Raw genomic sequence first — 21,172 nt, forward strand, 5'->3', positions numbered from 1 at the left:
AGGTTCCCGCTTTCGAGGTCAGTCGCGGAAGTTGTTGAACTGCAGCGGCATACCGAATTCCTTGGCCCGCAGCACGGCAATGGCTTCCTGCAGGTCGTCACGCTTCTTGCCGGTGATGCGCACTTGCTCACCCTGGATGGCGGCCTGGACCTTGAGCTTGGCGTCTTTGACGTGAGCGACGATCTTCTTCGCCAGCTCCTTGTCGATACCTTCTTTGAGGACGGCGTCCTGCTTCATCAGCTTGCCCGACGCAAAAGCATCCTTGACCTCAAGGCACTGTACGTCGATTTTGCGCTTGACCAGCGCCAGCTTGAGGATCTCAATCATTGCTTCGAGCTGGAAATCCGCTTCCGCGGTCAGGTTGACGGTCAGGTCTTTTTCCTTGAACTCGAAGCTGCCTTTGCCTTTCAGGTCATAACGACGATCGAGTTCCTTGACGGCGTTCTCGACCGCGTTGGTGACTTCGTGTTTGTCCAGTTCGGATACCACGTCGAACGACGGCATGTAATCTCTCCAAATATAAAGGCGCACCGATGGAGCACGCCTGGCTTGCGGTTAAAATCCGCGCTGATTATAACGGGTCTTTCCCATCATTCACTGTGAGCTGCCGATGCACGCCTTAAACAGAGCAAAAAGCTGATGTCCACCACCTGGCATGTTCTGGGCGCCGGCAGCCTCGGCACTTTATGGGCGACACGTCTGGCACGGGCCGGAGTGCCAGTCAGGCTGATCCTGCGGGACACCGCGAGGCTGCAAGCCTATGAGGCGGCCGGTGGATTGACACTGGTGGAACACGGCGAGGCGCAACACTATGCCGTGCCCGCCGAGACCGCCGACAGCACGCAGCCGATCAACCGCCTGCTGGTGGCCTGCAAAGCCTACGATACCGAAAGTGCGGTGGCCCGGCTGGCGCCCCGCCTGGCCCCCGGCGCCGAACTGATCCTGCTGCAAAATGGCCTGGGCAGTCAGGACGCGGTGGCGGCACAGGTGCCTCAGGCACGCTGCATCTGTGCGTCGAGCACCGAAGGCGCCTTTCGCGATGGCGACTGGCGCGTGGTGTTTGCCGGGCATGGTTTCACCTGGCTGGGGGATGCCAGCCATCCGGTCGCGCCGATCTGGCTCGATGACTTGAGCGCTGCCGGCATCCCTCACGAGTGGAGCACGGAGATTCTGACCAGGCTGTGGCGCAAGCTCGCCCTCAACTGTGCGATCAATCCGCTGACGGTGTTGCACGATTGCCGCAACGGCGGTTTACAGCAACATCACTGCGAAGTCGCCACCCTGTGCGGTGAACTGGTGGAGTTGCTTGACCGTTGTGGTCAGCCGGCAGCGGCCGAAAACCTGCAACAGGAAGTCGAGCGGGTGATTCACGCCACCGCAGCCAACTACTCCTCGATGCATCAGGACGTCACTAGCCAGCGCCGCACAGAAATCAGCTACCTGCTGGGTTACGCCTGCAAAGTGGCCGGGCGTCATCAACTGAACCTGCCTCACCTCAATCAGCTTGAGTCGAGGTTGATTGCTCGCCTGCAAAGCCTTGGATTGCCCAGCGACTGAGCAGCGGCTACGCTGGCCACTTGTTCCTTTTCAGCGATGAACCCGATGCCATTGCGCCAGCGCCTTGAAAACCTGCCTGTCGGCCAGAAACTGCTGGCCGCCCTGCTGGTCCTGTTGATCACTGTCCTGCTGGTCGCCAACCTGACCTTCATCAGCGCCGCCTATTACATTTCCCAGGAAAGCATGGCGCCACAGGCCCTGCAGACCATCGGCCGACTGGTGTCGAACCCGAGCCTGGTGTCCGAAGCCCTGGAATCGCCGCAAAGCGCCGAGCGCCTGCTCAACGAACTCAACAGTTATTCACCGCTGCGCGCGGCAGTCCTGTATGACGGCAAGGGCGAGCAGTTGGCGCAGCTACAAAGCGGCGACAAACTGGAGCTGCCGAAACGGTTCCGGCATATCGAAGACTGGCAGGTGACCGAGTTTCGCAGCAACCAGGTCATCACCCTGCCCCGCCCCGGAACTTCACCGGGGCATTTGCTGCTGGTGGCCAGCAGTGAACTGCCGGTGGCGTTCTACACCGGGACCCTGACGGCCAGCCTGGGGATTCTGATATTCAGTGTACTGCTCTGGCTGGTCATTGCCCGTCAGATCAAGCGCCTGATTACCCGACCGATCCATCAGCTCGAAGAACTGTCCCGGCAGGTGACCCGCGAAGAGAACTATGCCCTGCGCGCCTCTCGCGGCAACCATGATGAAATCGGCAGCCTCGCCGAAGCGTTCAACACCATGCTTTCGCGGATCGAGGCCCGGGAGCAGCAACTCAAGCGGGCCAGGGACGACTCCCAGGCCGCCTACGACCAGGCCCAGGGGCTGGCCGAAGAAACCCGGCACACCAACCGCAAACTGGAACTCGAAGTCCAGGTGCGCAGCAAGATCGAGAAAAAGCTCACCGGTTTTCAGAACTACCTCAACAGCATCATTGACTCCATGCCGTCGGCGCTGATCGCCCTCGACGAACAGCTCTATGTGACGCAATGGAACCAGGAGGCCAGCGCCCTGTCCGGTACACGCCTCGACGAAGCCCTGAACCAGCCGATCTTCCTTGCCTTTGAACCGCTCAAGCCGTTCTTGCCGCAACTCAAGCAAACGGTCGAGCAACATACGGTGGCCAAAATCGAACGTGTCACCTGGCTCAAGGACGACGACCCTCGCCACTATGCCCTGACCTTCTATCCATTGATGGGCGGTGCCGGGCGTGGCGTGGTGATCCGGATCGACGACATCACCCAGCGCCTGTCCCTGGAAGAGATGATGGTGCAGTCGGAGAAAATGCTTTCGGTTGGTGGACTTGCCGCCGGCATGGCCCACGAGATCAACAACCCGCTGGGTGCGATCCTGCACAACGTGCAAAACATTCGACGACGCCTGTCCCCCGACCTGCCGAAGAACCTTGAACTGGCTGAACACGCCGGAATCGAGCTGACGACGGTCAACCAGTATCTACAAATCCGCGAGGTGCCACAGTTGCTTGACGGCATCCAGCAGGCCGGTGCCCGGGCCGCCAAAATTGTCACCCACATGCTCAGTTTCAGCCGCCGCAGCACCCGTCAGATGGCTCCGTGCGATTTGCCCGCCCTGATCGACCAGGCGGTGGAGATCGCCGGCAACGATTTCGACCTGGCGATCGGCTTCGATTTCAAGGGCCAGGCCATCATTCGTCAGTTCGATCCGGCGCTGGGACCGGTCCCCGGCACCGCCAACGAACTGGAGCAGGTGCTGCTCAACCTGTTGAAAAACGCCGCGCAAGCCATTCACCAGCGCGACGACGACAGCGAGCCGGGGCGGATCATTCTGCGCACCAGGCTCAATCCGCCGTGGGCGGAAATTCAGGTCGAGGACAACGGCATCGGCATGAGCGAAAGCGTGCGCAAACGGACTTTCGAGCCGTTCTTCACGACGAAGGAAATCGGCCAGGGCACCGGCCTTGGGCTATCGGTGTCGTACTTCATTATCACCAACAACCACAAGGGGCAGATGGAAGTGCAATCGACTCTGGGCCAAGGCACTTGCTTCACCTTGCGCCTGCCCCTGGCAAACACGCCACCTGTCTCGCAAGAACTCAATCTGCTATCGAGGTAACCATGGGCTTTCGTTTGTCGAAGATTTACACCCGCACTGGCGACAAAGGCGAGACCGGGCTGGGCGATGGCCGTCGCGTACCCAAGGATCACCCGCGGATCGAGGCCATTGGCGAAGTCGATACGCTGAACAGTCAGGTGGGCGTGTTGCTGGCCGGATTGGCGGCGCAAGCGGGCCAGTTTCCAGGCCTGAACGAAGTGATCGAGGTATTGGCTCCCTGCCAGCATCGGTTGTTTGATCTGGGTGGTGAGCTGGCAATGCCGGTCTATCAGGCGCTCAATGCAGCAGAAGTCGAGCGCCTGGAGGCGGCGATCGATGTGTGGAATGAAGAATTGGGACCACTGGAAAACTTCATCTTGCCCGGTGGCTCGGCGCTGATTGCCCAGGCTCATGTCTGCCGCAGCCTGGCGCGCAGTGCCGAGCGGCGGTGTCAGCAGCTAAATGCGATTGAACCGCTGGCCGGGGTTGGACTGGCGTATATCAATCGGTTGTCGGATTTGTTGTTTGTGGTGGCGCGACTGATTGCCAGGCGTCAGGGCGTGGCGGAGATACTTTGGCAGCCTGCGGCAAAACCTGAAAAATAGTCGGCGGCTGTCAGGCCGCCTTCGCGGGCAAGCCCGCTCCCACAGTGGATTTGTGGCGATCACAAAACCTGTGGGAGCGGGCTTGCTCGCGAAGAGGCCAGCAGGAACGCTACAAAATCAGACTTCAGGCCAAAACGCCCGAATCCCCGCCACCCCTTGCGCGCCCACAGCCCAAGCCTTCTCGACCTCTGCCGGGCCAACACCTCCGAGCAGGAACACCGGCTTGCTGAACCCTTCGATCAAGCTCGAGGCCTGCTCCCAACCCAACGGCTCGGCGCCTGGGTGAGTCAGGGTGGGTTGAACCGGCGACAGGGTCACGAAATCCACGCCCATCTGTTCGGCCAGCGCCAGCTCTTGCGCGTTATGGCACGACGCCGCCAGCCAGCGCGATGCCGGTAGCGGTCGGCCAGCCGCTGCGTACTTGCGCAGCTGCGCCGAAGTAATGTGCCAACCCGCGGACGGGAAGTCTCCGAGCCATTCGAACGGCCCCTTGATCATCAACTGCGCCTTGCCGGCACACAGCCCCACCGCATCGACAGCCAGGTCGCGGTATTTCGGGTCGTAGCCGTTCGGTGCACGCAACTGGATCAGCTTGATGCCTCCCGCGATGGCTTTCTGGATTCCCCGCAGCAAGGCCGGGGTTTCCAGGTCTTCCGGAGTGATCAAGTACTGCTCGGGCAACCGTGCGGCCGCGACGATCGGCTGATTGGCCGCCGGAAACTCGTAACCCGACAAGTCGCGGGGCGCCACCCAGGCCAGCGGTTGGCCTTCGGCGCCGTGAGGCTCGCCGGTAAACGACGATACTTCCCAGACATCCAGCAACACTTGCTTGTCCGGGTAATCGTGCCGGATCTTGATCAGCGGGCGCGCAGCGCCGACCACGATGCCTAGCTCTTCATGAAGTTCGCGGGCCAGTGCGGTTTCGACCGACTCGTCGGCCTCGACCTTACCGCCTGGAAACTCCCACAAGCCGCCCTGGTGCTGTGAGTCGGCACGACGGGCGATCAGGATTTGGCCACTGCCATCGCGGATGACGGCGGCGGCGACATGGACACGTTTCACTTTTCCAACTCCTCCAGTCCGGCCTTCTGCCAGGCCTTGAAAGCCGGCCATTGGTAGAGGGTTTCAACGTAGGCTTCGTCAGTTGCAGACAGCTTTACCTGATAGGTGCGCAAGCGCACGGCAATCGGTGCGAAAAACACGTCAGCCAGGGTTGCACGGCCAAACAGGTACGGCCCGGTTTCGGTCGCGGCAGCACGGCATTCGGCCCACAGCGCCGACATGCGTTCGATGTCGGCCTGAACGTCAGCCGGGACCGGCGACAACGGGGCGTCATGGCTCAGGTCAAACGGCATGTTGCCGCGCATGGCGAAGAATCCGCTGTGCATCTGCGCACACGCCGAGCGCGCCTGGGCACGGGCGGCGATGTCTTTCGGCCAGAGGCCGGCGGCCGGAAACTGTTCTGCCAGGTATTCGGCAATCGCCAGGGAGTCGGCGATGGTGCCGTGTTCGGTTTTCAACAGCGGGACCTTGCCGGTCGGCGAATGCTTGAGCAGACGCTCGCGGGTGTCAGGCTGGTTCAGTTTGATCAGTTCTTCGGTGTAGGCAGCGCCAGTCAGATCGAGAGCCAGGGCGCCGCGCAGGGACCAGGAAGAAAGCAGTTTGTCGCCGATGATCAGGTGCAGGCTCATAGTCGGGACCTTTTGATGGGGGGGACAGGCCAAAATCTCTAGCGTCTGGTCATCCGTCATCGCGGGCAAGCCCGCTCCCACAGTGACCGCGCTGAACACAATGTTTGTGTACGCCACTGAACCTGTGGGAGCGGGCTTGCCCGCGATCGGGTCGACCCGGTCTTAAGTACGGTACTCGGCGTTGATCTTCACGTATTCGTGGGACAGGTCGGTGGTCCAGATGGTTTCGCTGCAATCGCCACGACCCAACTCGATACGGATGGTGATTTCTTCCTGCTGCATCACCGCCGCGCCCTGGGCTTCGGTGTAGGTCGCGGCGCGCGCGCCACGGCTGGCAATGCACACTTCACCAAGGAACACGTCGATCTTGCTCACGTCCAGGTTCGACACACCGGCGCGACCAACAGCGGCCAGGATACGGCCCCAGTTCGGGTCGGAAGCAAACAATGCGGTCTTGATCAGCGGCGAGTGAGCCACGGTGTAACCAACGTCCAGGCATTCCTGGTGATTGCCGCCGCCGTTGACTTCAACGGTCACGAATTTGGTCGCGCCTTCGCCGTCGCGAACGATGGCCTGGGCCACGTCCATGCACACTTCAAACACCGCTTGCTTCAACTTGGCGAACAACTCGCCCTCGGCGCGGGTGATTTCCGGCAGCGCAGCCTGACCGGTGGCGATCAGCATGCAGCAGTCGTTGGTCGACGTGTCACCATCGATGGTGATGCGGTTGAACGACTTGTTGGCGCCATCGAGCATCAGATTTTGCAGAACGTCGCGGGAAACCTTGGCGTCGGTGGCAATGTAGCCGAGCATGGTCGCCATGTTCGGGCGAATCATGCCGGCGCCTTTGCTGATGCCGGTAACGGTGATGGTCACACCGTCGTGCTGGAACTGACGGCTGGCACCTTTTGGCAGGGTGTCGGTGGTCATGATGCCGGTGGCGGCAGCTTCCCAGTTGTGGATCGACAGATCATCGAGGGCAGCCTGCAGCGCGCCTTCGATTTTCTCGACCGGCAGTGGCTCGCCAATCACACCGGTGGAGTACGGCAACACCTGGCTGGCATCGACACCGGTCAGTTCCGCCAACCTGGCGCAGGTGCGCTCGGCGGCGGCCAGGCCAGGTTCGCCGGTGCCGGCGTTGGCATTGCCGGTGTTGGTCAGCAGGTAACGCACAGGGCCTTGCACGCGTTGCCTGGCCAGGATCACCGGAGCAGCGCAAAACGCGTTCAGGGTGAACACGCCGGCAACCGTGGAGCCTTCAACACAGCGCATGACCACAACATCCTTGCGCCCTGGGCGCTTGATGCCGGCCGAGGCGATACCGAGTTCAAAACCGGCAACCGGGTGCAACGTTGGCAAAGGACCAAGACCAACAGCCATGAATGCGCTCCTTTATAGATGATGTCAGCACCGCTTCAGGAAAAACGGTGGTTCGAATGGTAAAACGCCGCGACGGCAGAAGCCGGTCGCGGCGCGGGTATTTCAGCGTTTGAAACGGGGTTTACTGAATCTGCCCGTGGCAATGCTTGAACTTCTTGCCCGAACCGCAATAGCACAGCTCGTTACGACCCAGCTTCTGCTCGTTGCGAACCGGCGCAGCAGCGAGGGCAACATCGACCTCTTCACCCAACACTTCCGGATGCTCCAGGCCTGGGGCTTCTTCATGCAGGAACTGCATGCGAGCGGCCAATGCCTCGGCTTCCTGACGCAGGCGCTGCTCTTCTTCGATCGGGTCTTCGCGGCGAACCTGAACGTGGGACAGCACACGGATCGAGTCGCGCTTGATCGAATCCAGCAACTCGGAGAACAGGGTGAACGACTCGCGTTTGTACTCCTGCTTCGGGTTCTTCTGGGCATAACCACGCAAGTGGATGCCGTGGCGCAGGTGATCCATGGTCGACAGGTGGTCTTTCCACAGGTCGTCCAGTACGCGCAGAACGATTTGTTTCTCGAAGGTGCGCAGCGCTTCGGCGCCCGCCTGGTCTTCTTTCTCGTTGTACGCCGCGATCAGTTCCTGCATCAGTTTCTCGCGCAGGGTTTCTTCGTACAGGTGATCGTCTTCGTCGAGCCACTGCTGGATCGGCAGCGCCACACCGAAATCGCTCTGCAACGCAGCTTCCAGACCGGCCACGTCCCACTGCTCAGGCAGCGATTGCGGAGGAATGTGTGCGCTGACCGTGGCACTGAGCACGTCCTGACGGAAGTCGGCGATGGTCTCACCGATGTTGTCGGCGGCCAGCAACGTGTTACGCATGTGATAGATCACTTTACGCTGTTCGTTGTTGACGTCGTCGAACTCGAGCAGTTGTTTGCGAATGTCGAAGTTGCGGCCTTCAACCTTGCGCTGGGCCTTTTCGATGGCGTTGGTCACCATGCGGTGCTCGATCGCTTCGCCGGGCTGCATGCCCAGGGCCTTCATGAAGTTCTTCACCCGGTCAGAGGCGAAGATGCGCATCAGGCTGTCTTCCAGCGACAGATAGAAGCGGCTGGAACCGGCGTCGCCCTGACGACCGGCACGACCACGCAGCTGGTTGTCGATACGGCGCGATTCGTGACGCTCGGACGCAATCACCTGCAAACCGCCCGACTCGAGCACTTGCTGGTGACGCTTCTGCCAGTCGGCCTTGATCTGGGCAATCTGCTCAGGGGTCGGGTTTTCCAGCGAGGCCACTTCCACTTCCCAGTTACCGCCCAACAGGATGTCGGTACCACGACCGGCCATGTTGGTGGCGATGGTCAGTGCGCCCGGGCGACCGGCCTGGGCAATGATCTCGGCTTCCTTTTCGTGGAACTTGGCGTTCAGAACCTTGTGTTCGATGCCTTCCTTCACGAGCAGGCCGGACATGTGCTCGGAGGTTTCGATGGTGGCAGTACCGACCAGAACCGGACGGCCTGCGGCCATGCTTTCCTTGATGTCGGCCACGATTGCCGCGTATTTCTCGTCGGCGGTCAGGAACACCAGGTCGTTGTAGTCTTTACGGGCCAGCGGCTTGTTCGGTGGAATCACCATCACCTGCAGGCCATAGATCTGGTGGAACTCGAACGCTTCGGTGTCGGCCGTACCGGTCATGCCGGACAGCTTGTTGTACAGACGGAAGTAGTTCTGGAAGGTGGTCGACGCCAGGGTCTGGCTTTCGGCCTGGATGTTCAGGTTTTCCTTGGCTTCGATGGCCTGGTGCAGGCCTTCGGACAAGCGGCGGCCCGGCATGGTACGGCCGGTGTGCTCGTCGACCAGTACGACCTGACCGTCCTGCACGATGTATTCGACGTTGCGATTGAACAGCTTGTGCGCGCGCAGGCCGGCGTAAACGTGAGTCAGCAGGCTCAGGTTGTGGGCCGAGTACAGGCTCTCGCCTTCAGCCAGCAGGCCGAGGGAGGTTAGCGACTCTTCAACGAATTGATGACCTGCTTCGTTGAGCTCGACCTGACGGGTCTTCTCGTCGACGGTGTAATGGCCGGCCTTGGTGACTTCGCCTTCAACCTCTTCGATATGCAATTCAAGCCGCGGGATCAGTTTGTTGATCTCGATGTACAGCTTGGAGCTGTCCTCGGCCTGACCGGAAATGATCAGCGGCGTACGGGCTTCGTCGATGAGGATGGAGTCGACTTCGTCGATCACGGCAAAATTGAGTTCGCGCTGGAATTTTTCTTCCATGCTGAACGCCATGTTGTCGCGCAGGTAATCGAAACCGAATTCGTTGTTGGTGCCGTAGGTGATGTCGGCGGCGTAGGCAGCGCGCTTCTCTTCCGGCGGCTGGAACGGCGTGACAACGCCGACCGTCAGGCCGAGGAATTCATACAGCGGGCGCATCCAGTTGGCGTCACGGCGGGCCAGGTAGTCGTTCACCGTCACAACGTGCACGCCGTTGCCGGACAGCGCGTTGAGGTAAACGCCCAGTGTTGCCACCAGGGTCTTGCCTTCACCGGTACGCATTTCCGCGATCATGCCTTCATGCAAGGTCATGCCGCCGATCAGCTGGACATCGAAGTGGCGCATGCCCATGACACGCTTGCCGGCTTCGCGGGCGACCGCAAAGGCTTCTGGCAGCAGTTTGTCGAGGGATTCCCCTTTGGCGATGCGGGCCTTGAACTCGCTGGTCTTGGCACGCAATTGATCGTCCGAAAGGGCCACCATTTGCTCTTCGAAGGCATTGACGAGTTGCACCGTCTTGAGCATGCGTTTGACTTCACGCTCGTTCTTGCTTCCAAAAAGTTTCTTTAACAAAGGCGCAAACATATCGGCAGGATCTTCCACACTAAAGGGATGGAGGGCGGCCCCGTGAGTCGCCCGTGCAGCCCTCATGGCCGCATGCGAACGAGCATTCTACCCGGAAACGATGGAGAGGAAAGTGGCGATATTCCACGATGCTGGCACAGCGCTTTGACGGGGCTCACTTAAAATAAGGGCGTTTTGCTCAACTTCAAGCCGTTCAAGGCAGAAGTTAGTTGTTGATTTAATGGGTAAAGCGACCACAAAAGCAATGGGCGGGTGCATTCGGTGCTTTCTGCTACTATGGCGCCTCTGTTACTTCAGGTGTCTGATCATGGCATTTCGCCCACTTACGGCCAAAGTACCTGCCGTTCTACTACGCGAAGCCAAGCCGCTGAAAGCCATTCTCGGCCACGCACAACGCCTGGGTCATCTGCAACGATTGCTCGAAAGCCAATTGCAACCCGCCGCTCGCGAGCATTGCCACGTGGCTTCCTGGCGCGAAGGAAGTTTGTTGCTGATTGTCACCGACGGTCATTGGGCCACCCGCCTGCGCTACCAGCAGAAGCGCCTGCAACGGCAACTGCAACTGTTCGACGAGTTTGCCAGCCTGACGCGAATCCTGTTCAAGGTGCAGCCGCCTACCGTCCAGCGGGGCGCGGCCGGGCACACCATGGATCTGTCGGATGATGCGGCCGCGACCATCCAGGCCACGGCCGACGGAATCAGCGACCCGAATCTGCGGGCAGCGCTGGAGCGACTGGCGGCGCACGCCAAGACCAAATCCTGACACAGGACTAATGTGGGAGCGGGCTTGCTCGCGATGACGGTGTAACAGTCAGCATAAAAGTTGAATGTCAGACCGCTATCGCGAGCAGGCTCGCTCCTACACTGACTGTGTTCGCTCAAGCTAGCGGCGTTTGCTGCCACCCAGCAATGAGCCCATCAACCCGCGCACCAACTGTCGGCCAATCTGGTTCGCCGCCTGTTGCATCGCCGATTTCAGTGCCTTCCCTGCCGCTGTGCCGAGGAACTCTCCCGCCTGTTCGGTGAAACTCGGTTCCTCCTTGCCCTGCTCCGCCTCGGGCTCAGGTGCCAGTCCCTTGCGTCCCATCAGCACTTCATAGGCTGATTCACGGTCAATCGGCTTGTCATAACGCCCCTGCAACGGCGAACCGGCAATCAGCGCCGTGCGCTCGGCAGCGGTCAACGGCCCGATCCGCGATTGCGGCGGTGCTACCAGCACCCGCTGGACCATTTCCGGCGTGCCCTTTTCCTGCAGGGTGCCGACCAGCGCCTCGCCGATCCCGAGCTCGGTCAACACCGACAACGTATCGAACGCCGGATTCGGCCGGAAACCTTCGGCCACTGCGCGCAGGGACTTTTGCTCCTTGGCGGTGAACGCACGCAAGCCATGCTGGATGCGCAAGCCCAACTGCGCCAGTACATCATCCGGCAGGTCACCGGGCGACTGGGTGACGAAATACACGCCCACACCTTTCGAACGAATCAGCCTCACGACTTGTTCCAGACGGTCACGCAATGCCTGGGGCGTACCATTGAACAGCAAGTGGGCCTCGTCGAAGAACAGCGCCAGCAACGGTTTTTCGGCATCGCCACGCTCTGGCAACTGCTCGAACAGCTCGGCCAGCAGCCACAGCAGGAACGTCGCGTAGACTTTCGGCGCTTCATGCACAAGACGACTGGCATCCAGCAAATGAATGCGCCCGCGGCCATCGGCAGTGGGTTGGAGGATATCTTCGAGTTGCAGCGCCGGCTCGCCGAACAGGGCCTCGGCGCCCTGTTGCTCCAGGGTCGCCAGACGCCGCAGCAATGCCTGACTGGAACCGGTGGTCATCAATGCCGCATCGTCGCCCAGCAACAGGGGGTTGTCCCGCAGGTGATTGAGCAACGCTTTCAGATCCTTCAGATCCAGCAACAACAGGCCTTCGCGGTCCGCTACCTTGAACGCGGCGTACAACGCCGACTGCTGACTGTCGGTCAATTCCAGCAGACTGCCCAGCAGCAACGGCCCCATTTCACTCAAAGTCGTGCGCAACGGATGACCGGACTGACCCTGTACGTCCCACAACGTCACCGGATAAGCCTGAGGCTTGTGGTTGAGCCAGGGCATCCCGGCAATCCGCTCGGCGATCTTGCCCTGAGGGTTGCCCGCAGCGCCGAGGCCGCACAGGTCACCCTTGATGTCAGCGGCGAACACCGCCACGCCGGCATCGCTGAAGGCTTCGGCCATTCGTTGCAAAGTGACGGTCTTGCCGGTGCCGGTCGCGCCCGCGATCAAACCGTGGCGGTTCGCCAGGCGCATGGCCTGGGCAACCGGCAGCCCTTCGAGATCGGCGCCGATAACGAGTTGCAATGAGTCAGGCATTTTGTCACCCATGATTAATCTTTGGTCCTACACGGCCGATAGAGATAACGACAAAGCAGTCAGACACGATCTGGCCAGAAATTTCCCTAAGGAGAGTCGGAAAATTCACTTGCTTTCAACCTTGCCCGTTGTGCGCCCCTTTATAAAAGCACGCGCTGGACATTAAGACCTTAGCGGAACCCCAAGCCATGAACAAAAATCTGCGTTTCAGCCATAAAATCCTGCTTGCCGCCGCCCTCATTGTTATTGCCGCCTTCGCCTCATTCACGCTGTACAACGACTATTTGCAGCGCAACGCCATTCGCGAAGACCTGGAAAATTATCTTCAGGAAATGGGCGCAGTGACCGCCAACAATATCCAGACCTGGTTGAACGGGCGCAGCCTGCTGATTGAAAACCTGTCACAAACTGTCGCGCTCAATCCCGATGCTGACAACGTTTCCAGGCTGCTTGTACAAAAAGCCGTGACCTCGACCTTCATGGGCGCCTACCTCGGCAGCAAGGATGGCACTTTCATCATTCGCCCGGACAGCAAGATGCCCGATGGCTATGACCCGCGTGCACGCCCTTGGTACAAGAGCGCACAAGGCAGCAGCGGTTCGGCTTTAACCGAGCCTTATATCGATCTGGCCTCCGGCCAGCTGGTGATTTCCATTGTCGACAGCGTTATCAAGGACGGCCAGAACATCGGCGTGGTCGGTGGCGACCTGAGTTTGCAGGTGATCGCTGACAGCCTTGGCACACTGGATTTCGACGGCAAGGGTTATGCCTTCCTGGTCAGTTCCGACGGCAAGATCCTGGTACATCCCGACAAAGCGCTGGCGATGAAGACGCTCAAGGATGTCTACCCGCAAGACACGCCGGCCATCAGCAGCGCACTGAGCGAAATCCAGGTCGACGGCAAAACCCGCATCGTGACCTTCACCCCGATCAAAGGCTTGTCGTCGGTCAACTGGTACATAGGTCTGTCGGTCGACAAAGAAAAAGCCTACTCGATGCTCAGCGAATTCCGCACCTCCGCGGTAATTGCGACGATCATTGCCGTGGCCATCATCATCGCCCTGCTCGGCATGTTGATCCGCCTCCTGATCCAGCCTTTGCACGTCATGACCCGTGCCATGGCTGACATCGCCGACGGCGAAGGCGACCTGACCAAGCGCCTGACCATCCAGAACAACGACGAATTCGGATCCCTCGGCACCGCGTTCAACCGCTTCGTCGAGCGCATTCACGGCTCGATCCGCGAAGTATCCTCGGCGACCGGGCAAGTCAACGAAGTGGCGTTGCGCGTGGTGGCCGCTTCCAACTCGTCGATGTTCAACTCCGACCAGCAAGCCTCGCGCACCAGCAGCGTTGCGGCCGCGATCAATCAGCTCGGCGCCGCCGCCCAGGAAATCGCCCGCAATGCGGCGCAGGCTTCGAGCCAGGCCAGCGATGCCCGCAGCCTGGCCGAAGACGGCCAGCAAGTGGTGGATCGCAGCATCGTGGCGATGAATCAACTGTCGAGCATGCTGAGCGCATCGAGTTCCAATATCGAATCGCTGAACAGCAAAACCGTGAACATCGGGCAGATTCTCGAAGTGATCACCAGCATTTCCCAGCAAACCAACCTGCTGGCGCTCAACGCCGCGATTGAAGCCGCCCGCGCCGGTGAGGCCGGTCGCGGTTTTGCCGTGGTGGCGGACGAGGTGCGCAACCTGGCACACCGCACGCAGGAGTCGGCGCAACAGGTGCAAACCATGATCGAGGAGCTGCAAATCGGTGCCCGGGAATCGGTCAGCACCATGAGCGACAGCCAGCGCCACAGCCAGGACAGCGTGGAAATCGCCAACCTCGCGGGCGAACGCCTGAACAGCGTGACGCTGCGTATCGGTGAAATCGACGGCATGAACCAGTCGGTGGCCACTGCGACCGAGGAACAGACTGCGGTGGTGGAGTCGATCAACGTCGACATCACCGAGATCAATACGCTGAACCAGGAAGGTGTGGAAAACCTGCAATCCACGTTGCGCGCGTGCTCGGACCTTGAGCAGCAGGCGGCGCGGTTGAAGCAGTTGGTGGGTAGTTTCAGGATCTGAGGCAACCTCACCAGCCTCATCGCGAGCAAGCTCGCTCCCACAGTAGATCTCCAGTGCGACAAAGATTCCTGTGGGAGCGAGCTTGCTCGCGATAGCGGCCTGTCAAACGCAATAAAACCCCGCTGACACCCCCACCCGCACAACCCCGACCGAACATCTATCCTTCATATAGGTCAACCAAGGGAGTACCGGGACCGGAGGATTGTTCATCGTGCATATCGCTGATATCACCATGTTCTACGCCCCTGCCAGCGGTGGCGTGCGCACTTACCTGGATGCCAAACACCGCCGTTTGGGGATCAAACCGGGCATTCGCCACAGTTTGTTGATTCCCGGATCATCTTTTAGCGAGCAGGATGGCATCTACACGGTTCCGGCACCCGCCCTGCCCTTCGGCAAGGGCTATCGCTTTCCTCTGCGCCTCGCGCCCTGGCGCAATGTCCTGCAAGACTTGCAACCCGATCTGATCGAAGTCGGCGACCCCTATCTCACCGCATGGGCAGCGCTGGATGCACGGCGCCAACTCGATGTACCGGTCATCGGCTTCTATCACTCGGACCTGCCGCTGCTGGTCCGCAACCGCATGGGCAATTGGGTGACCAACAATGTCGAGGCTTATGTCAGCAAGCTCTACGGCAACTTCGACCGGGTCCTGGCGCCCAGTCGGGTCATGGCTGACAAGCTCACCGGGCTTGGGGTCAGGAATGTGTTTGTGCAACCGCTCGGCGTCGACCTGCAAACCTTCAATCCCGATGCCAGAGATCCCGGGCTGCGAGCCGAGCTGGGCCTGGATGAAAACACCCACCTATTGATCTTCGCCGGGCGCGGTTCCAAGGAAAAGAACCTGCCGGTGCTGCTCGACTGCATGAATCGCCTGGGCCGACGCTATCACCTGTTGCTGGTTGGCTCGTCGATGCCCACGGCCGTGCCGTCCAACGTGACGGTGATCGACGAGTTCTGCCCGGCTGCACAAGTTGCCCGCCTGATGGCCAGTGCCGATGCACTGTTGCACGCCGGCGATCAGGAAACCTTCGGCCTGGTGTTACTCGAAGCCATGGCCAGCGGCATTCCGGTGGTGGCTGTGGCCGCCGGGGCCTTCGAGGAAATCGTCACCGATGACTGCGGTGTGCTCTGCGCACCGAACAACCCCGCCGCAATGGCCACCGCCGTTCGAGAACTGTTCGGGTCGGGCAGCGCAGCGTTGGGCCAACAAGCGCGATTGCATGTCGAACGGCATTACGCCTGGGATACGGTGGTCAACAGCTTGTTGCGCCACTACCACGCCGTGCTCGGCAGCCAATGGCCGCTGACAGCCAATGGTTGAGCCCATGAACAGCCCCGCTTTACTGCTGGTACTGCACGACGTGGCACCGCCAACCTGGGCCGATTACCAGCCGTTCGTCAAAGCCGTCGACGCCTTGGGTGGCGTACCGATCACCTGGCTGGTGGTACCGGATTTCCACAAACACAACAACCTGGACGCCCATCCGCAATTTCGCCGCCAGCTCAGTACCAGGCTCGCCCGGGGCGACGAACTGGCGCTGCATGGTTACTTCCACTGCGATGACGGGCCGATGACCGGCAATCCCCGAGACTGGTTCATGCGTCGGGTCTATACCCACGAAGGCGAGTTTTACCGTTTGTCGCGAGAAGACGCCCTCGCCCGCCTGCGTTCGGGCATCGAGATGTTCCAGCGTCATGACTGGCCGCTGGAAGGGTTCGTCGCCCCGGCCTGGCTGATGAGCCCGGGCACTCGCCAGGCATTGCGCCAATTGCCGCTGAGTTACACCAGCGACTCGCAGCATTTATACCGTTTGCCGGATTTCACCGCGATCGAGGCGCCGGGACTGGTATGGAGCGCGCGCAGTGCCTGGCGCCGGGGCGTATCGAAGCTCGTCAGCGACCGCCGTGAGCAACGCTGGCAGCACGCCCCGGTGATTCGCCTGGGCCTGCACCCGGAGGACATGCGCCATGAGTTCTCGCGTCGATACTGGCTACAAACCCTCGAGCGCCTGCTCGACAACGGCCGCGTTCCGATGACCAAGGCCCACTGGCTGGTGCTGCAAAACGACCTTGTGGGTCGTGCGGCATGAGTCGCGGACTGCTGTTGCTCGTCGGCCTGCTCGCGGCGGTGCTGATTCCATCACTGTTGGGCGGCAGCGAAACCTGGTCTCGGCTGACCGGTTTTCCGCTGCCGTGGTTGCTGATCATGTTCGGTATGATCCTGCTGTGCTGGGCAGTGAACACCCTGCGTTTGCGCCTGCTGCTGGGGGATCAATGCGACAAGGTCAACCGGCTCAGGAGCCTCGGCGTGGTGATGGCCGCCGAATTTGCCTACTGCGCCACGCCCGGCGGCAGCGGCGGGCCGCTGACGATCATGGCGTTGTTGGCGCGTCACGGCGTGCGTCCGGCCAGGGGTAGTGCAGTGTTTGCCATGGACCAACTGAGCGATTTGCTGTTTTTCCTCTGCGCCCTGAGCGGGATTCTGATTTACGCACTGTTCCAGCACCTCAGCCAGCGCATGGAATGGATGCTGATGCTCAGCGCCGTCTCGCTGCTCGCCGGCCTGATCGTTTGCGTCATGGTGGCCCGGTATCACCGTTTATTGATTCGCCTGAGCGGCCGATGGCTCGCCCGAGTCAATGTCAAAGCGGCCACTCGAATGCGCTGGGCGCGCAAGCTCCTGCAGTTTCTGGCGGCGTTTACCGACACGTTGAAGTTGCCCGTGCAGACCTTGATCAAGGTATTCGCCCTGACCTGTGTGCATTGGGTCCTGCGCTACAGCGTGCTGTACCTGGCGTTGCACGGGCTTGGCGCGGATTTGCAGTGGGCCTGGTGTTTTCTAGTCCAGATGCTGGCGCTGAGCGCCGGACAATTCAGCCTTCTGCCCGGTGGAGCCGGAGCGGCTGAACTGACGTCCGCTGCGCTGCTGGCGCCCATGGTCGGAAAATCCACGGCGGCAGCGGCAATTCTGATTTGGCGGGCAGTGACGTATTACTTCTACTTGCTGGTCGGTGGCCCGGTGTTCCTGCTGATGCTGGGTCGATCGCTGCTGATGAAGCTGATGAAACTCAGACAGGCTTAGGTTTGTCGTCGGGCGCCTGCTGCAACTGCTCCCACAATTGCGCGGCATCCGGAAACTCCGTACCCGTTTCAGGCCCCATGTCATCCGGGTCGTAGCGGCTCAGGCAGCCCTCGCCCAGCGTAGCGGGAGCCTTGGAAGTGGCTTTGTCCAGTGGATCGGCCATGGTCATGTCCTCAGTGCAGAAACGGCGAAGGGCCTGAAACGATTGAACGCCCAGGCCCTTCGAATTTCAACTGCGCCGTACGTCTGTCAGAAAACGACGGTTTTGTTGCCGTGGACCAGCACCCGGTCTTCCAGGTGATAACGCAGGCCACGGGCCAGCACCATCTTCTCGACATCACGGCCGAAACGCACCATGTCTTCGATGCTGTCGCTGTGGCTGACACGCACCACGTCCTGCTCGATGATCGGGCCGGCATCCAGCTCTTCGGTCACATAGTGACAGGTCGCGCCGATCAGCTTCACGCCACGCAGGGACGCCTGGTGATACGGCTTGGCACCGACGAACGACGGCAGGAAGCTGTGGTGAATGTTGATGACCTTGTGCGCGTATTCACTGCACAACTCGGGCGGCAGGATTTGCATGTAACGGGCAAGCACCACCACTTCGGCATCGTGCTGTTTGACCAGGCGCGAAACCTCGGCGAAGGCTGGTTGCTTGTCCTGCGGATTGACCGGGACGTGGTAGTACGGAATACCGTGCCACTCCACCATGCTGCGCAAGTCATCATGGTTGGAAATCACACAGGAAATTTCGCAGTCCAGTTCATCGCTGTGCCAGCGGTGCAGCAAGTCGGCCAGGCAGTGCGACTCACGACTGGCCATCAGGACCACGCGTTTCTTTTGTTCGGTATCGGTGATGCGCCAGTCCATCGAGAACTCTTCGGCGATCGGGGCAAAGGCTTCGCGAAACGCTTCGATACCAAATGGCAGGGAGTCGGCACGGATTTCGTGACGCATGAAGAACCAGCCACTGAGATTGTCCGAGTGATGGCTCGCTTCAGTGATCCAGCCGTTGTGTGATGCCAGAAAGTTACTGACTTTGGCAACGATGCCAACACGGTCCGGGCAAGAAATCACCAGACGAAAAGTGCGCATGAGGGGGAAACTCCAGAACTTCGCAAAGGCCACCATTCTAGCGATTACGCAGCAAAACTGCAGTATTGTTGACGTTTCGCCCTGCCGGAAGGTTGGTGCGGCAGGGCGGACAGCACCGGTGCCAGTTCGCCCGGATGCTCTAGCGGTGTCAGTCATTTGTTAAAATATGTATATCTGACAGACCCGGACCACACTAATAAATTCATTACCAATGTGCGCCAAAGACCCCGCATCTAAATTAAATAAACTTGGCTTAAATGTTTACTTGATGAAACACCGTGACTATTATTGCCGCATTGTCACCTGCCATCCAGCGCACAACATAAGGTAGTCCACATGTCCTTGATCAACGAATACCGCGCCACCGAAGAAGCTATCAAAGAGCTGCAAGCCCGTTTGAAGAACCTGTCCCAAGACGACAAACTGCAAACCGAGCTGGAATTCGAAGGCAAACTGCGCACCCTGATGGGTGAATACTCCAAGTCCCTGCGTGACATCATCGCGCTGCTGGATCCAGAATCCAAAACCAAGGCACCACGCGGCGGCGCAGTGAAAACTACCGGCACCAAGCGTGCTCGCAAAGTTAAACAATACAAAAACCCGCACAACGGTGAAGTCATCGAAACCAAAGGTGGCAACCACAAGACTCTGAAAGAGTGGAAAGCCAAGTGGGGCGGTGACGTGGTGGAAGGCTGGGCTACCCTGCTGGGCTAAGCCTCAGAGCTTGTCGCAGACGGAACCGTGACAAAAAATAACGCCAGCAAATGCTGGCGTTATTTTTTACGGGGTATTTAAGCCCTGGCATGTTCGATTTCAAAGACACAAACGCTGACGCAGTCCCTGGACATAATCCTGCCACTCACTGAGTACCCCCTGCTGAAACGGAGTAGCACTAACGCTCAACTGGGCCGCGGCTTCTACAAAACTTTCAAGGGTATTTGGCGCCCCCCACCCGGGTTCTGACAAACGTTTCTGACAGAATATTCGCCAGCGTTCCTGCTCTTCGGGATTCAACGTCTCGGGAAAGTTGCGTGCGCGATATCGAAACAGCAATTCAGGCAAACGTTCATCATCGAAAGGCCACTGCTCTTGTGCCAATTGCATCGGGTCAACGGTTCTGACTTGTTCACACAATCGCCGATCCCGATCACCGATAAATCCATCATATAACTGCTGCTCCGGGTCCTGGCTCGGGGAAAAATCTTCGCGGGCATAAATCGCCAGGATTTTATCCAGCCAAACTTTCTGCGCGTCATTTAGCCGCAACACCCGCTGCTGATACAGCGCCATATCCAGCCCCAGACGCTGCTGATCTTCTTGACGAAGTACGGACAACGGTGCCACTACCGGACACTTGTTGATGTGAATCAGCTTCAACGGCACCGGCAACTCCCCCTCGGCCATTTCGTCGCGGCGGGTATACAAGCGCTGACGCAAGCTTTCGGCATCCAGGTCGAGCAGGCCCTGGGGATCGAGGTGCAGGTCACAGACAATCAGGGCGTTCTTGTTGCGCGGGTGCCAGGCCAGCGGCAACACCACACCCACATAGCTGCGCGCGGCCGAAAAACGCCCGGATACATGCACCAGCGGTTGCAGCAGGCGTATCTGGTCCATGACTTTTTGCTTGCTGCGCAACTGAAACAGCCAATCGTACAGCTTTGGCTGTTTTTCCCGTATCAGGCGTGCCAGGGCGATCGTCGCGCGAACGTCCGACAGCGCTTCGTGGGCATTGCCATGATCGATGCCATTGGCAGCGGTCAGGCGTTCGAGCTTGAGCGTGACCCGCCCCTCGTCATCGGTCGGCCAGACCATGCCATCGGGGCGCAAGGCATACGCGGCGCGCACCACATCGATCAAGTCCCAACGGCTGTTGCCGCCCTGCCACTCCCGCGCATAAGGGTCGAAAAAATTGCGGTACAGGCTGTAGCGGGTCATCTCGTCGTCGAAACGCAAGGTGTTATACCCCGCGCCACAGGTGCCCGGCGCCGCGAGCTGGGCATGCACCCGGGTCATGAAATCGGCTTCGCTCAAACCTTGCGCTTGCAGTTGCCCGGGGGTGATTCCCGTGATCGCGCAGGCGGCCGGATGCGGCAGGATGTCGTCACTGGGTTGGCAATAAAGATTGACCGGCTCGTCGATTTCATTGAGATCGAAGTCGGTGCGCAGGCCGGCCATTTGCAACGGACGGTCGCAACGGGGATTGATGCCAGTGGTTTCGTAGTCGTACCAGAAGATGGAGGTCACGGGCGATTCCTGAACTGAAGATCGGCAAAGTCTAGGCGTTCAGCTCCCGCCCCGGCCAGTAGTCTTGTCATTCAAGCACCTTGCGCGACTCACCAGGCAATACATAGTTATGTCGTTTCCCCCCGCCCCCGCCCCTCGAATAGGCTGCTAGCAT

Annotated in this window: 18 protein-coding genes and 1 pseudogene; 10 read left to right on the forward strand and 9 right to left on the reverse strand. The window is 59.9% G+C overall.

Features of this window, described 5'->3' with window-relative positions; translation table 11 throughout:
- Positions 1 to 18 precede the first annotated feature (18 nt).
- Positions 19 to 504 carry a YajQ family cyclic di-GMP-binding protein gene (locus tag AB4Z35_RS11060; RefSeq protein ID WP_007990750.1) on the reverse strand — a complete coding sequence of 162 codons (486 nt, stop codon included), beginning with the start codon at positions 502 to 504 and terminating at the stop codon, positions 19 to 21.
- A gap of 135 nt (positions 505 to 639) precedes the next feature.
- Between AB4Z35_RS11060 and AB4Z35_RS11065 the strand changes: the two genes are divergently transcribed.
- Genes AB4Z35_RS11065 through AB4Z35_RS11075 form a run of 3 tightly spaced genes read left to right on the forward strand, consistent with a single transcriptional unit; the run spans position 640 to position 4,223 of the window.
- A complete protein-coding gene (locus AB4Z35_RS11065) occupies positions 640 to 1,557 on the forward strand; it encodes a putative 2-dehydropantoate 2-reductase (RefSeq protein WP_008000744.1) in 918 nt (305 codons plus the stop codon).
- Positions 1,558 to 1,602: 45 nt separating this feature from the next.
- The gene (locus AB4Z35_RS11070) at positions 1,603 to 3,639 is read left to right on the forward strand and encodes a sensor histidine kinase (protein ID WP_442097037.1); all 2,037 of its coding nucleotides are present in this window, start codon (positions 1,603 to 1,605) and stop codon (positions 3,637 to 3,639) included.
- Positions 3,640 to 3,641: 2 nt separating this feature from the next.
- The gene (locus tag AB4Z35_RS11075) at positions 3,642 to 4,223 is read left to right on the forward strand and encodes a cob(I)yrinic acid a,c-diamide adenosyltransferase (RefSeq protein ID WP_442097039.1); all 582 of its coding nucleotides are present in this window, start codon (positions 3,642 to 3,644) and stop codon (positions 4,221 to 4,223) included.
- 117 nt (positions 4,224 to 4,340) lie between these two features.
- On the opposite strand, the gene AB4Z35_RS11080 is transcribed toward AB4Z35_RS11075, so the two are convergent.
- The 4 genes from AB4Z35_RS11080 to secA form a co-directional block, all read right to left on the reverse strand.
- On the reverse strand, positions 4,341 to 5,285 hold the full coding sequence (locus tag AB4Z35_RS11080) for a Nudix family hydrolase (RefSeq protein WP_442097041.1): 945 nt from the start codon (positions 5,283 to 5,285) through the stop codon (positions 4,341 to 4,343).
- Positions 5,282 to 5,914: a glutathione S-transferase family protein gene (locus tag AB4Z35_RS11085; protein ID WP_442097042.1), complete on the reverse strand. Its 633-nt coding sequence runs from the start codon at positions 5,912 to 5,914 to the stop codon at positions 5,282 to 5,284. Before AB4Z35_RS11085 ends, AB4Z35_RS11080 begins: the two co-directional genes overlap by 4 nt.
- Before the next feature lie 162 nt (positions 5,915 to 6,076).
- Positions 6,077 to 7,294, reverse strand: a complete 1,218-nt coding sequence (argJ, locus tag AB4Z35_RS11090; protein WP_442097043.1) for a bifunctional glutamate N-acetyltransferase/amino-acid acetyltransferase ArgJ — start codon at positions 7,292 to 7,294, stop codon at positions 6,077 to 6,079.
- A 121-nt stretch (positions 7,295 to 7,415) separates the two neighbouring features.
- Complete coding sequence (gene secA, locus AB4Z35_RS11095; RefSeq protein WP_442097044.1) at positions 7,416 to 10,151, reverse strand: preprotein translocase subunit SecA; 2,736 nt, start codon at positions 10,149 to 10,151, stop codon at positions 7,416 to 7,418.
- Positions 10,152 to 10,458: 307 nt separating this feature from the next.
- Here secA and AB4Z35_RS11100 point away from each other — a divergent pair, with 307 nt between their 5' ends.
- Positions 10,459 to 10,914: a DUF721 domain-containing protein gene (locus AB4Z35_RS11100; RefSeq protein ID WP_007993705.1), complete on the forward strand. Its 456-nt coding sequence runs from the start codon at positions 10,459 to 10,461 to the stop codon at positions 10,912 to 10,914.
- 120 nt (positions 10,915 to 11,034) lie between these two features.
- On the opposite strand, the gene AB4Z35_RS11105 is transcribed toward AB4Z35_RS11100, so the two are convergent.
- A complete protein-coding gene (locus AB4Z35_RS11105; RefSeq protein ID WP_442097045.1) occupies positions 11,035 to 12,513 on the reverse strand; it encodes a helicase HerA-like domain-containing protein in 1,479 nt (492 codons plus the stop codon).
- A gap of 188 nt (positions 12,514 to 12,701) precedes the next feature.
- Here AB4Z35_RS11105 and AB4Z35_RS11110 point away from each other — a divergent pair.
- The 5 genes and pseudogenes from AB4Z35_RS11110 to AB4Z35_RS11130 all read left to right on the forward strand — a co-directional run.
- A pseudogene (locus tag AB4Z35_RS11110) lies at positions 12,702 to 13,733 on the forward strand (HAMP domain-containing protein); the annotation flags it as partial.
- Between the two features lie 93 nt (positions 13,734 to 13,826).
- Positions 13,827 to 14,591: a methyl-accepting chemotaxis protein gene (locus tag AB4Z35_RS11115; protein ID WP_442097089.1), complete on the forward strand. Its 765-nt coding sequence runs from the start codon at positions 13,827 to 13,829 to the stop codon at positions 14,589 to 14,591.
- A 211-nt stretch (positions 14,592 to 14,802) separates the two neighbouring features.
- Complete coding sequence (locus AB4Z35_RS11120) at positions 14,803 to 15,915, forward strand: glycosyltransferase family 4 protein (protein WP_442097046.1); 1,113 nt, start codon at positions 14,803 to 14,805, stop codon at positions 15,913 to 15,915.
- Complete coding sequence (locus tag AB4Z35_RS11125) at positions 15,908 to 16,684, forward strand: DUF2334 domain-containing protein (RefSeq protein WP_442097047.1); 777 nt, start codon at positions 15,908 to 15,910, stop codon at positions 16,682 to 16,684. Before AB4Z35_RS11120 ends, AB4Z35_RS11125 begins: the two co-directional genes overlap by 8 nt.
- Positions 16,681 to 17,676, forward strand: a complete 996-nt coding sequence (locus tag AB4Z35_RS11130) for a lysylphosphatidylglycerol synthase transmembrane domain-containing protein (RefSeq protein WP_442097048.1) — start codon at positions 16,681 to 16,683, stop codon at positions 17,674 to 17,676. The genes AB4Z35_RS11125 and AB4Z35_RS11130 overlap by 4 nt, the downstream gene beginning before the upstream one ends.
- On the opposite strand, the gene AB4Z35_RS11135 is transcribed toward AB4Z35_RS11130, so the two are convergent.
- Positions 17,663 to 17,839 (reverse strand): hypothetical protein, encoded by a 177-nt coding sequence (locus AB4Z35_RS11135; protein WP_007993693.1) that lies wholly within the window; start codon positions 17,837 to 17,839, stop codon positions 17,663 to 17,665. The two genes, AB4Z35_RS11130 and AB4Z35_RS11135, sit on opposite strands and share 14 nt — an antisense overlap.
- Before the next feature lie 86 nt (positions 17,840 to 17,925).
- Positions 17,926 to 18,774, reverse strand: a complete 849-nt coding sequence (gene purU, locus AB4Z35_RS11140; RefSeq protein WP_007993692.1) for a formyltetrahydrofolate deformylase — start codon at positions 18,772 to 18,774, stop codon at positions 17,926 to 17,928.
- 336 nt (positions 18,775 to 19,110) lie between these two features.
- Between purU and mvaT the strand changes: the two genes are divergently transcribed.
- Positions 19,111 to 19,488, forward strand: coding sequence for a histone-like nucleoid-structuring protein MvaT (mvaT, locus tag AB4Z35_RS11145; protein ID WP_007933316.1), 378 nt, complete (start codon positions 19,111 to 19,113; stop codon positions 19,486 to 19,488).
- Positions 19,489 to 19,587: 99 nt separating this feature from the next.
- On the opposite strand, the gene sbcB is transcribed toward mvaT, so the two are convergent.
- Positions 19,588 to 21,018 (reverse strand): exodeoxyribonuclease I, encoded by a 1,431-nt coding sequence (gene sbcB / locus AB4Z35_RS11150; RefSeq protein ID WP_442097050.1) that lies wholly within the window; start codon positions 21,016 to 21,018, stop codon positions 19,588 to 19,590.
- Between the last annotated feature and the right edge of the window lie 154 nt (positions 21,019 to 21,172).

It is taken from the genome of Pseudomonas sp. KB_15 (genome assembly GCF_052114525.1).
Lineage (GTDB): Bacteria > Pseudomonadota > Gammaproteobacteria > Pseudomonadales > Pseudomonadaceae > Aquipseudomonas.